Origin of the sequence: Kocuria sp. ICS0012 (assembly GCF_001665945.1) — a bacterium.
Taxonomy (GTDB): Bacteria; Actinomycetota; Actinomycetes; order Actinomycetales; family Micrococcaceae; genus Kocuria; species Kocuria marina.
Map to the genome: position 1 here is coordinate 1 of NZ_LZMM01000083.1, position 12,476 is coordinate 12,476.

The 12,476-nt window shown below is 70.0% G+C and carries 11 protein-coding genes; all 11 read right to left on the reverse strand.

Annotated features, from left to right (window positions below; genetic code table 11):
- Positions 1-248: 248 nt before the first annotated feature.
- A complete protein-coding gene (locus A5728_RS12640) occupies positions 249-2,138 on the reverse strand; it encodes an NHL domain-containing thioredoxin family protein (protein WP_064847433.1) in 1,890 nt (629 codons plus the stop codon).
- 169 nt (positions 2,139-2,307) lie between these two features.
- Positions 2,308-4,569 (reverse strand): cytochrome c oxidase assembly protein, encoded by a 2,262-nt coding sequence (locus tag A5728_RS12645; protein ID WP_231885653.1) that lies wholly within the window; start codon positions 4,567-4,569, stop codon positions 2,308-2,310.
- A 55-nt stretch (positions 4,570-4,624) separates the two neighbouring features.
- Positions 4,625-5,896 carry a Dyp-type peroxidase gene (locus tag A5728_RS12650; RefSeq protein WP_064847401.1) on the reverse strand — a complete coding sequence of 424 codons (1,272 nt, stop codon included), beginning with the start codon at positions 5,894-5,896 and terminating at the stop codon, positions 4,625-4,627.
- Positions 5,886-6,587: a copper chaperone PCu(A)C gene (locus tag A5728_RS12655; RefSeq protein WP_064847402.1), complete on the reverse strand. Its 702-nt coding sequence runs from the start codon at positions 6,585-6,587 to the stop codon at positions 5,886-5,888. The genes A5728_RS12650 and A5728_RS12655 overlap by 11 nt, the downstream gene beginning before the upstream one ends.
- A 379-nt stretch (positions 6,588-6,966) precedes the next feature.
- Entirely contained in the window at positions 6,967-7,653 is a 687-nt protein-coding gene (locus A5728_RS12660) for a copper resistance CopC family protein (protein ID WP_082943478.1), read from the reverse strand.
- A 107-nt stretch (positions 7,654-7,760) separates the two neighbouring features.
- Positions 7,761-8,354 (reverse strand): hypothetical protein, encoded by a 594-nt coding sequence (locus tag A5728_RS12665; RefSeq protein WP_064847403.1) that lies wholly within the window; start codon positions 8,352-8,354, stop codon positions 7,761-7,763.
- A gap of 178 nt (positions 8,355-8,532) precedes the next feature.
- Positions 8,533-8,817 carry an HU family DNA-binding protein gene (locus tag A5728_RS12670; protein WP_064847404.1) on the reverse strand — a complete coding sequence of 95 codons (285 nt, stop codon included), beginning with the start codon at positions 8,815-8,817 and terminating at the stop codon, positions 8,533-8,535.
- A 76-nt stretch (positions 8,818-8,893) separates the two neighbouring features.
- Positions 8,894-9,199 carry a 30S ribosomal protein S14 gene (rpsN, locus tag A5728_RS12675; RefSeq protein ID WP_064847405.1) on the reverse strand — a complete coding sequence of 102 codons (306 nt, stop codon included), beginning with the start codon at positions 9,197-9,199 and terminating at the stop codon, positions 8,894-8,896.
- 3 nt (positions 9,200-9,202) lie between these two features.
- A complete protein-coding gene (gene rpmG / locus A5728_RS12680) occupies positions 9,203-9,370 on the reverse strand; it encodes a 50S ribosomal protein L33 (protein WP_012397435.1) in 168 nt (55 codons plus the stop codon).
- Position 9,371: 1 nt separating this feature from the next.
- A complete protein-coding gene (rpmB, locus tag A5728_RS12685; protein WP_012397434.1) occupies positions 9,372-9,608 on the reverse strand; it encodes a 50S ribosomal protein L28 in 237 nt (78 codons plus the stop codon).
- A gap of 585 nt (positions 9,609-10,193) precedes the next feature.
- Positions 10,194-12,425 (reverse strand): 4-alpha-glucanotransferase, encoded by a 2,232-nt coding sequence (gene malQ, locus A5728_RS12690; protein WP_064847406.1) that lies wholly within the window; start codon positions 12,423-12,425, stop codon positions 10,194-10,196.
- Between the last annotated feature and the right edge of the window lie 51 nt (positions 12,426-12,476).

Sequence of the window (12,476 nt, forward strand, 5' to 3'; positions counted from 1 at the left end):
CGCCCGCCACCCCGCCCCGGGGGGCCCCCCCTCCCCCCCCCAACCCCCCCCCCCCCCCCTGGGGCCCCGGCCCGCGGGCCCCGGGCGGGGGCGCCCCCGGGGCCCGGTGCCCCCCCCCCCGCCGCGCTGACGGGCGGGCGCCGCGCTGACGGGTGTGCCCCGGGTGCATCTGCGCCCGGGGCGGGTGGTGGGAGACGGATTGGGCGGGGCGTGGGAGAAGGACGGGCCGTGGTGCCCGTGGGCCCCGCTCAGTCCGTTCCGCGCAGGTCCAGCGTGAGTCCTGCCGGGGCCTGCGGGTCCACCGTGAACGGGATCCCCCAGTCCTGCTGGTACAGGTGGCACGCCGCGTGCTCCGGGATCTCCCCGTCCGGGGAGCCGTCGCACGCCGCCGCGCGGGCCGTGATGTGCAGGACCCCCTCCGTGACACCGTCCGCGATCCGCAGGGAGCGGGTCAGCCCCTGGGCGGTCCCGTCACCCTGCACGAGCGCGTCCTCCGGGGACGAGGACACCTTCAGCTGCGTGGGATCACCCCACCGGGTGTCGAGCTTCTGACCCGTGGGGGCCGAGAACCGCACCGTGAGCTCGAGCTCCCCGGGGGCCACCGGCGTGCGCTTGCGCTGCATGCTGGCCGCACCCTCGTCCACGGTCTGGGCCTGCTTGGGCACCGCCACCCGCACGAGGCGGTGGGCATTGGCCTCCACGACCACCAGGACGGGCTCGTCGTGGCTCGTGTCGAGCAGGACGTCGGAGGGCTCAGCGAGTCCGCGGGTCAGCGTGGAGACCTCACCGGTTGCGGGGTCGAACCGGCGCACCGCACCGTTGTAGGTGTCGGCCACGGCCACGGATCCGTCCGGGAGCACGCACACCCCCAGGCAGTGCTGGAACCGTGCCTGATCGGCCGGCCCGTCCCGGAACCCGAAGTCGAACAGTCCGAGTCCCACGGCGGATTCCACCGATGCGGACCCGTCCTCGCCGAAGCGCACGCTGCGCAGCGCGGAGGACTCGGAGTCCGCGACCCACACGGCCCCGTGGGCGTCTTGAGCCAGGCCGGAGGGCTGGGCGAACCAGCTCTCGGGCGCGGAACCGTCGCGCAGTCCCTCGTCCCCGGTCCCGGCCAGCACGGCGAGCGCCCCGGTGCGCGGGTCGAACGAGAACAGTTGGTGCGTCCCGGCCATCGCGACCACCAGGGTGTCCGCGGCGTCGGACCACGTCACGTCCCACGGGGAGGACAGCGCCACGGACGTGGCCGGGGCATCCTGCGGGATCTCGTTGGGGTCCACGCCGCGCGCGCGGGCGTCGTCGAGCAGGCGCTGGACGCCATTGCCCGCCAAAGTGCGCACCGCGCCGGTGCCCAGTTCCACGCCGCGCAGCCGGTGGTTGACGGTGTCCGCGACCACGAGGTCGTAGCCGACGTCGGCACGCACGCGTTCGGGGAGCACCGCGATGCCCTGGGGTTCGTTGAACCGCGCGGCGTCCCGGGGGCCGTCCGCCCAGCCCTTGGTGCCGGAACCGATGGCCCGACGAACCGTGGTGAGGTCCTCCTCGAGATGGACCAGGCGGTGGTGACCGGTGTCGCTGACCATGAAGGAACCGTCCGGAAGGGCCACGACCTTGCCGGGGAAGCGCAGGTCCCCCTCGGGCTGCGGGCGCGGGACGTAAGGGCCGTCCCCGCGGTGCAGGGTGCCCTTGGCGTCGTGCTCGGCCACGAGTTCTGACACGAGGGATTCCAGCCCCTGGACGTGGCCCTCACCGGAGAGGTGCGCCACGATGTACCCCTCGGGGTCCACGACCACCAGGGTGGGCCACGCGCGCGCCGTGTAGGCGTCCCACGTGCTCAACCGGGGGTCGTCGAGCACCGGGTGGGTGATCTCGTAGCGGTCCACCGCCGCGGCCAGTGCGTCCGGGTCCGCCTCGTGCTCGAACTTGGGGGAATGCACGCCCACGGTCACGAGCACGTCCGCGTACTTCTCCTCGAGGGGGCGCAGCTCGTCCAGCACGTGCAGGCAGTTGATGCAGCAGAAGGACCAGAAGTCCAGGATCACGATCTTGCCCCGTAGCGCCTGCAGGTCCAGTCGCTCACCGCCGGTGTTCAGCCAGGCTCTGCCCTCAAGTTCCGAGGCGCGGACGGGTGTGTTCATGCGTGCGGAGGTCACGGTGTCTGGGTCCTTCCACCGGGGGTCAAGGGTTTCTTCCTGGGACAACGTTATCCGCGGGGCAGAGCTTCCCGTGCGTTACGTGACGCTCCCGCACACCCCGCGGACCCGTCCGCCAACCGCCCGGCCTCGCCGGCGCCCGTCCCGGCGGACGTCAACGACGCCGCTCGTCCCGCTCCGCGAGCTCGGCCATCATCTCGTTGTAGGCGCGCAGTTCGGCGTCGTCCGTGCGATCGGCCTGCCGGTCCACCCGGCGGTTCTCCTTGGCGCCCTCCATGGCCCACAGCACGGCCACGATGACGGCGAGCAGGAACGTGGGGAACTCGCCGATCCCCCACATGAGCATGCCGCCGAGCTGCTGGTCGTCCAGGGCGCTGGGACCCCACGGGCGGCCCATGTTGCCGAACCACGAGGCCTGCAGCACCGTGGTCAGGCTCATGATGCTGATGCCGATGAACGCGTGCGCGGCCATGGTCGCGAGCAGCAGCACGAGACGCATGGGGTAGCTGGGCCGGCGCGGGATGGGGTCGATGCCGATCAGCACGAGCGCGAACATGTACCCCGTGAACAGGAAGTGCACCATCATGAACTCGTGGCCCACGTGGTAGCGCAGCGTGAAGCGGAACAGGTCCGTGAAGTAGAACAGCACGATCGAGAACGCAAAGTTCGCGGCCGCGAAGATCGGGTGCGTCACGATCCTGCCCCACGTGGAGTGCACGAGACGCAGGATCCATTCACGCGGACCGCGGGTACCGTCCCCTCGTGGTTCGAGGGCCTTGAGCACCACGGTGATGGGTGCGCCCGAGACCAAGAACAGCGGCACGATCATGGTCAGGCTCATGTGTTCGACCATGTGGGCGGAGAACAGCACGCGGGCGTAGACCGCCACCCCGCCGCTCGTCGCGTAGAGCAGTGCAGCCAGCCCACTGAACCAGGACACGGTGCGCAGCACGGACCACGAGTCCCCGCGGCGCCACACCTTGATCGCGGCCCACAGGTACACCACGGCCATGAACACGACCACGGCCACCCAGAACCAGTCCAGGCGCCACGTGGTGAACCAGCGGGCGAACGTGGGCTCCGGGGGCAGTTCGTACCACGTGAGGATCCGCGCCGGGGAGGCGTCCGGTGCAAGCTCCTCCGGGACGGGCGGGGCGGTGCGGCTCAGGGCCGTGGCGATGCCCATGAGTAGCCCCATGAGCACGACTTCTACCACGAGCACGCGCCACATGGTGGCCGCGCGGGACCGGGAGCCGTCCGCGACCCCGGGGATCAGCCACTGCCGGTGCGCGAAACCCGCCAGCGCCAACAACAGGGTCAGCACGAGTTTGGTGAGCGCCAGGATCCCGTAGGAGGACGTCAGTTGCTCCCACGTTCCGATACGCACCGCGGCATTGATGATCCCGGAGAGCAACACCAGCAGGTAGCAACCCAGAGCCACCACGGAGTAGCGCCGCAGTACGACCGCGAGCAGGGGTTCGGTGTGGCGGGAGCCCCCGCGGCCGCTGACCGTGAACTCACGGGACAGCAACGGCCCCACCCAGATCAGCACCAGCAGCCCGCCGACCCACAGGCACACTCCCAGCAGGTGCAGCCCCAGGGAGTTCACCGCACCCATGTGGTCCGCACCACCCGCGGCGTGACCGTTGAGTGCCAGCGCCACGATCGCCACGAAGGACAGCGCGAGGGTGCAGAACAGTCCCAGCAGCGCCCGCACGCCGAAAACCAGGGTCGTGACCACGGCGGCCACCATCACGATCACCGATTGGGACTGGCCCATGGAGATCCCGGTCATGTAGTGCAGCAACTGTTGGGTGTAGTTGCCCCCCGTGCCGATACCGGATCCGGAGACGTCCGAGTACGTGAAGATCAGCACGGCCACGGCCGCCACGGTCCACACCACGGCCGCGGCCTCGACGAGCTGCATGACGCTGCGGAAGACCGGGTGTTCCGGTTCGCCCGCCTGGTCCTTGCTGTTGCGCGGTGGCCGTTTCCGGGAGCGGTCCGCGAAACGGGGCACCACGCCGATCGCCAGCAGCAACCCGCCCATCACCACCGTCATCGCGATGTTGTGGACGGTCTCCACCACGGGCAGCCCCCAGCGCACGAGCGTTCCCGGGTCCGCGACCTGCCGGGGGGCCGCCGCTCCCCCGTAGACCAGGGCCGCGGTCATCCCGATCATGGCCGCGACGAGCACGACCGTGATGGTCCACGGGCTCACACTCACCGCTCCCGCGGGAGCGGTCCCGCCGTTCGGTGAACTCGCGCCGTTCGACGAGCTCGCGCCCTTCGACGAGCCGGCGCCGAGCGGGCGCCCGACATCCGGCGCGCTATCGCGCTCACGGCCGGGAGCGACGTCGCCCCGCGAACCGTCCCGGCGCGGGCCGGTGTCCCTGGTGCGTGCGCTGGTACTCATCGTGGCGTTCCTCCGGCCCGTTGATTCTCTCGTTGTGCTGCTCCGCGCACGGGGGTCACGTGAACAACGTGTCCCCGATGAACCCACCCACTTCGCAACCCGGCGGGATAGCGAACACGGCGGATCCGATGGGCACGGTCCACGTGTTCAGCATGTCCAACTGCGCCAGCCGCCGCTGGATGGGCACGAACTGTTTCACGGGGTCCGACTGGTAGGACGCGAAGATCAGCCCGGTGTTGGACACCCCGCCCCGGACGTCCCCGGAGCGGCTGTGCCCGGATGCATCACTCACCGCCAGATCGTAGTTGTACACCCTGCGGAAGATCTTCTCGTCCGGGTTGTCGCTGCGCGAACGCCGCATATGACTGTAGGACGAGATGACCGGGAATCCCAGGGGACCCTTGGCCTCGAAGTCCGGTTCGTCGTGCTCGGCGGCGCCCGTCAACGGTGCGCCGTTCGACAACCGGCGCCCCACCGAGTCCTCGCGCGCGGGGGTGTCGGCCTCGTCCCACGTGTCCAGGTTCATGTGGATCCGCCGGATCACCACGGATGTCCCGTTCTCGATCCACGGGGTGAACCCGCCCTGACCGTAGACGACCTTCTCGTGATCAGCCTCCCCCGGGTACGGGTTCACGGTGCCGTCCACCTGACCGAAGAGGTTGCGCGTGGTCTGACCGTCCGGGGTGGCGCCCACGGTGTTGCGGAACCCGTCCTGCACCCAGCGCACGGTCGCGAAGGACCGGACGTCCTTGAGCAGCACCCGCTGGGCGTGGGCCATGGTCAGCTTGTCGTCGCAGCACAGCTGCAGCAACAGGTCCCCCTGATTCCACCGGTCCTGCAGTTTGTCGATCGTGAAAGCGGGCAAGGGCTTGAGCCATTGCGGGGCCCGGTCGGCGTCGATCACGGCCATGGCCCGCGGTCCGAAACCCACCGTGACGGTCAGCCGCGAGGGGTTCTGGGCGAGCCAGGGTTCCTGGTCGTTGACGGGGGCGGTGCCCTGCGTGAGGGCCGCGGCGTCGTCCGTGAGCACGCGCAGCAACCGCCGCAGTGCGTCCCGGTCCACGTCCCGGTGCAGGTTCAGGGCGATGAACACGCAGAACGCCTGCGGCAGCGTGGCCACGCCCGCCTGTCGTGGGCCGTGGAAGGCTTCGGTCCGCAGCCCGGGCCGTTGGCTGTCCTGTCCCGCCGCCGCGAGCCGGGGGTCCTCGGCGCCGAGGGCCGCAGCGGAAACCGCCCCGAGTCCCGTGGCGCCGGCGCCGGCGCCCGCGCCCGTGAGCAACGATCGCCGGCTCCACCCCGAAGCGGAAGGGCCCCGATCAGTGGTCATGACACGTGGGCAGTGCGCTCGAGGATGGACTCGTGCTCATGCCCTCGTGCGACCCGTGGTCGTGGGCGGCATCCGACGACGAGTGTCCGCCCCCCGAGCCGTGCTCGCCTCCGTGGCCCGCGTGCTCGTCCTCGCCGGGCGCGTACCGCTCCTTCGCGCCCGTGAAGTCGCGCACCGGGACGGTGACGTCCCGGATCCCGCTGTCGGTGCGCAGCTGCAGCGTGAGGTCACTACCGGCCTTGAGCGAGCACGTGAGCCCCATGAGCATGATGTGATTGCCGCCCGGCTTCAGGTCCAGGCTCTCCCCCGGTGCGAGGGTGAAGCCACCCTCCATCTGCCGCATCTGTGTGGCGCCGGAGCCGCCGTCCGCCACGGTCTCGTGCAGCTCGACCGAGCGCGCGACGCCGTCCGCGCCCGCCCCGGTGAACGTGACCTCCTGCCCGGAGATGTTCGTGAGCTTGCCGAACACGGCGGTCATCCCGGAGTCGGCCGCCTTGGCCCAGCCGTCGCTCAGTTCCAGGGGCGCGGCGGCGGTGCTGTGCGTCGCGGAGTCCGTCCCCGCGGGCGACGCCGCCTCCCCACCCTGCGCCGAGCACCCGCTCAGCGTAGCCAGGCCGAGGCCCAAGACGGCCACAGCGGCCAGCGCACGGCGCGGGGCGGGAACGGACGTGGTGTTCAGGTTGTAGTTCATATGTGAGTCCTCAGGAGTGAATCGTGCTCCGGCTCGCCCGTCCGCTGCGCGTGTCGTCGGACGCGGCGTCGAGTGACGCGGCACTGCGCCTACTCGACACCGGGACCATGCCCGCTCGACAGACGGGCTGTGCCCACTCGATGCCCGAGCCACAGGCCGCTCCCTGAGTACCGGGGTGCCAGAGCAGCCGGTGTCGTACGAACGGTGCTCGTCCGAGCGGCAGCGCGGTCACGTCCGTCGATCACATCGAGCCGGTATCGAGTCAGCGGTGGGCCGAGTCAGTGACGGGCCGCATCAGCGGCGCGCCGGAACGCGTGAGCGCGGCGGCGGGAGCCTGACGAGAAAAGGATGATCCGGGCGGGCCGCCCGGATCAGGGAATCAGCGCTGCTTGGGGCGGGTGGCGAAGGCCAGGATCACCAGCAGCAGGACCAGCGCGATGGCGCCACCGGCCACGGGCAGTACCCAACTCGGGATGCCCGTGCCGCTCACGTCCTCCTGGGCTCCGTTCGCATCCTGGGCCGCGCCCTGGGAGGCGTCCGCAGAGGCCACGGGGGCCGGGGACGCAGCGGTCGCGGCGCCGTCGCCCACGGTGTACGTGAACGTGCCTTCGATGGGGTGCCCGTCCTGGGAGACCACGCGCCACGTGACCGTGTAGGTCTCGTCCTCGCCCCCGCCCTCGCGCAGAGGCTGGGACACCGTGGTGTTCTGCGCGGCCAGCGTGCCGCGCGTCATGTCCGTGCCGTGGGAGTCGGTGGCCCGGACCTCGCTGCCGATGTCCTGGATGTTCCCGGAGAACGTCAGTTCGAGCGCCGTGGGGGCCTTCTCGAGCTTCGCGCCGGCCTGCGGGTTGGTCCGCACAAGTTCGTCGTGGGCGCTCGCGGGCCCCGCCGTGGTGACGACCAGCGCGAGGGCCAGCAGCGCGGCGAACAGGGCCGCGAGCGACGTCGCCGAACGTTGCGAAAGGCGGGCGTGCGGCGCGGCCGACGACGCCGCGGTGTCACCCGTCCGCGCCGGGGTCCGCAGAGTGGGCCGTGGCTGAGGTGGTGTTGAGTACGAAGGGTTCATGGGTGTTCTCTCCTGCGCCCTGGGGCGTGGGGGCCGCGAGGTGGGCTGCCGATGGATGCGATGGATGCTCGGGGCGGCATCGGATCCAGGGGTGTCCCCGCCGATGCCTAGGCGAGGGCGGGCGGTCCGCGGTATCCGCAGACGGAGGAGAGCAGGAGCTGATCGGCCAGGGCGCGCGGCGAGGTCCAGGAGGTCCGCCGCGGCACGGCCGTGGTGACCGGGCGCAGGGCCAGGACAAGGAGGCGCAGCACGCGCAGGGACACGGCGTCCAGCAGGCGGAACGCCGCGGTCTCGCCGTGGCGCAGCAGAGCGTAGGTGGCCACGGCCGCCACGGCGTGGGCGGCGAGCATGCCGCACCCGTGATGCGCCGCGGGCAACACCGAGATCACCACGGCGGGACCGTCCGCCGTGGGGGCCGCGTGGTGGTGGGTGTAGTCGATCGCGTGGACCATCCCGCCGGACTGGGCGTACAGGGTGTGCAGCAGCGCCTGACTCAGCAGGACGCTACCGGCCACGCTCCAGCGTGAGAGCACCCGTCCCGCCAGCAGCATGCACAGCGGGGCCGCCAGACACATGGACAGCGCGATGATCAGCGGGGAGGGCCAGGTCCCGTCCACCGCGGCGTGCGAACCGGCCGCAAGAGTGGTGGCCACGAAGGCGACCATCCAGCCCCGGGCAAGTCGGCGCGCGCGAGGGGACACCGAACACCTCCGGGACTCACGGGGAAAGGATGGGATTCCATTATGCGCCACCGCGCGGGGAACCACGAACCCGGCGGCCCGCGGAAGAGGTGGAGTGGCGCACATGTGGAAGGGACCGTTCACGGAGTGAGTGAACGGTCCCTTCGAGCACCGGGTCCTGGGACCCGCTGGTCTTACCTCACTTGGAGGAAACAGCAGCCTTCAGCTTGGAGCCCGCGGTGAGCTTGACACCGTGGCCAGCCGGGATCTGGATGGCCTCGCCGGTTTGCGGGTTGCGACCCTGACGTGCGGCGCGATCGGTGCGCTCCACGGAGAGCCAGCCGGGGATGGTGATCTTCTCGCCCTTGGAAACGGAGCTCTCGAAAACCTGGAACAGGGAGTCGAGAACGCCGTTGACGGCGGCCTGGGTGCTACCGGACTTCTCGGCAACCTCTGCGACGAGTTCGCTGCGGTTCATAGCCATGTGCTTGTCCTCCTGGACTGGGTTGGCATTCGCTGGGGAAGGGGCGACCGGGGGTCGGGTCCTTCCGGTGCAGAAATTACCAGCTGGACTTGTAGATACCGGGCAATTCGCCGCGGTGAGCCATGTCGCGGAAGCGCACGCGGGAGATCCCGAAGCGCTGGAAGGTGCCGCGGGGGCGACCGTCGATCTGGTCGCGGTTGCGCACGCGCACGGGGGAAGCGTCACGGGGGAGCTTCTGCAGACCCAGGCGGGCCTCCTCGCGAGCCTCGGGGGACGCGTTCTCGTCCACGAGGGTCTTCTTCAGTTCAGCGCGCTTGGCGGCATAACGCTCGACGACGACCTTGCGCTGCTCGTTCTTGGCGATCTTTGACTTCTTGGCCATGTCTCAGCGCTCCTCGCGGAAATCGACGTGCTTGCGGACCACCGGGTCGTACTTCTTCATGACGAGGCGATCGGGGTTGTTGCGGCGGTTCTTACGGGTGACGTAGGTGAACCCGGTACCGGCCGTGGACTTGAGCTTGATGATGGGACGTACGTCCTTGTCCTTGGCCATCTCAGATCTTCTCCCCACGTGCGATGAGTTCGTTGACCACGGCGTCGATGCCGCGCGCATCGATGACCTTGATGCCCTTGGCGCTCAGGTTGAGCGTGACGTTGCGACGCAACGAGGGCACCCAGTAACGCTTCTTCTGGATGTTCGGGTTCCACCGACGCTTGGTGCGGCGGTGCGAGTGCGAGATGCTGTGGCCAAAGCCCGGCTGGGCCCCGGTCACCTGGCAGTGCGCTGCCATAGTATTCTCCTCCAATGTCCAATGTCGACGAAATGACGGCACGCATGGTCGCCGCCGAGCGGTTTCCCGCCGGCAGCTATAGCCAAGAGTGGTCCGCCACCTCAAGAAAATGCCACCGTTCGCGCGCCGGGCGTGATGGGTTTACCCCGCGGCAGTACCGGTCAGGGCACTCGCTACGACGAAGACGGTGAAGATCAAGGCGCCGGTAGATGGACTCCACCACACGACAGCCTTAGATTCTAGGCTTCTACGGACTCGCTCGCAAATCCGAAGGCGGAAACGGTGCGATTGTGCGCCCCTCGATCCTAGCCTCTGGCTCGCAACGGACCAACTCGTCCGCCCCGCCGTGACGGGCCCCACGAACGGCGCACCCAGGGGAGAATCCCTCCGGGAAGAGCCCCCGGAAAAACCGCCGAAGAACACAACGGGAAACACGCGAGGGTGGCGGTCCGTCCATGACCCGGCCCGCCACCCCGACACGTTTTCTTCAGCCCCATCCCCTCACCCAGGGGATTAGGTAAGGTAATTCTTACCTAATCCCCCGGGCGGGGCAACCCCCTGACAGGATCGTGCCGGAGTGAGTGCTCAGAACTCGCCCGTGAACGGGTCCGCCACGTCCCGGTGTTCGGGCTGTTCCGGCGCCTTGGCCTTGGGATCCCGGCGATGCGTACCCAGCGCGCCGTTGACCACGTCCACGAGCGAGTTGACCCGCTCGGACCCCGGGAGGGATTCGAGCATCACGGGCCGGCCATCCGAGTCCGCGAGCGGGACCCGCCAATTCGGGTACTCGTCGCTCGTGCCGGGCTGGTTCTGGATCCGCTTCTCCCCGACCGCGTCCACGAGGGAGACGTTGATCAACACGGACGGCGCGTCGCACAGGTAGCGGTGGATCGCCTCGATCCTGGCCTGCTCCCCCGGGTCTTCATCCCGGGGCAGATAGCCGGCATCCGCGACCGCGGTGAAGAAAGTGTCCAGCTGACGGCGTGCCTCCTCCCGTTCCTCCTCCGGCGAGCGCGCGAGCAGTCCCAGGTCCTCGCGCAGTTGCAGCTGCACGCCCTCGAGGTAGCCCGCCGTGGGCGGGAGGTCGTGGGTGTTCACGGAGGCCATGCACAGTTCGCGGTAGCGGGAGGGGTCCAGGGGGACGTCCCCGTCCATCTCGAACCACATGATGGAGGTTCCCAGCACGCCCCTGCGCTCCAGGAACTCGCGCACACTGTCCTCCACGGTGCCGAGGTCCTCACCCACGACCACCACGCCGGCGAGCTCGGCCTCGAGGGCCAGGACGCCCACCATGGCCTCGTGGTCGTAGTACACGTAGGTCCCGTCCGAGGCCTGGTTGCCATCGGGGATCCACCACAACCGGAAAAGTCCCGCCACGTGGTCGATCCGCACACCCCCGCCATGACGGAAGATGTTGCCGAGCATCTGCCGCCACGGCCGGTACCCCGCCTCGGCGAGCTTGCGGGGATCCCACGGCGGCTGACTCCAGTCCTGACCCAGCTGGTTGTACATGTCCGCGGGGGCACCCACGCTTACCCCGGGGGCCAGGACGTCCTGCAACGCCCACGCGTCCGCGCCCTGCTTGTGCACCCCCACCGCGAGATCGTGCACCACACCGATGTCCATCCCGGCCCGGTACGCGGCACGCTGCGCGGCCTCGAGCTGCTCGTCGAGCAGCCACTGCAACCACACATGGAAACTGATCCGGTGGCGCAACCGGGTACGCGCCTCCTGGGCGTACGGCGCCTCCGGGGAACTCGCCTCGTCCCGCCACAGGGGTGAGTCCTCCCCGAGTTCCTCCCGCAGGGCGCACCACAGCGCGAAGTCCTGCAGGGGTTGCCCGGCATGCGCCACGAACGCCTCGAGCTGTTGCTGGCGGTAGGGCGAACGGCGCACGGTGAACAGCAGTTCGAGACTCTTCAGCTTCGCGGCGTAGGCGGAATCGCGGTCGATCGTGCTGGGGTCCAGCACGGCCTTGCGTTGCACCGCGGCGAGTTGGGCCACGACCTCACGGTCCCCCGGACGCAGGTACGGGAACTCCGCGATGTCGCTGATCCGCAGGTACAGCGGGTTGAAGAAGCGTCGGCTCGAGGGCAGGTACGGGGAGGGCTCCACGGGAGGCGTGGGTTCCGCGGCATGCAGGGGGTTGATGAGCACGTAGTCCGCGCCCTGCACACCGCTGATGGCGGCCAGGGACGCGAGGTCCGAGAGGTCCCCCACGCCCCACGAGCGGGAGGACATCACCGAGTACAGCTGGGCCATGTAGCCCCACCGGCGGCGCCCGCGCAGCCGGTCCGTGGTGCTGAGGCGCTGCGGGGTCACCGCCACGTCGATGCTATTGCGCTGCCCCGAGCCCGTCCGGGCCTCGAGACGGTACCAGCCCAGCGGGAGGTCTCGGGGCAGTTCGTAGGGCACGCGCTCGCGGACCGTGTCATCGACCTCGCGGGTCTCGGGAGCCACGTCGGGCGCCGGGTGCAACTCGCGCACCGCGTCCGGATCGTCCTCGGGCCACAACCGCACCCGCACGGTGTCCCCCTGCGCGGTAGCCACGGGCACGATGGCCTCACACTGCTCCTCCGCGATCACCACGGGCGGCAGCAGCTCGCGCCACGGCGCCAGCTCGCGGTCGCGCAGACTGCGCCGCGCGGCGTCGTCGTCCGAGACGTCCGCGCCGAGTGCCGTGAGGACACGGCGCAGCGTCCGCTCCGGCACGGTCTCGACTCCCCCGTCGAAGCCCCGGTACTCGGTGGCCACCCCGTACTCGGTGGCCAAGCGCTGCACAGTCGTTTCCCCTGAAGTTCCTGCGTTCTCCGCCATGCCCCCACTCTAGCCAGCGGGGACGGGTCCCCTCGGTCGACGACGACGCCG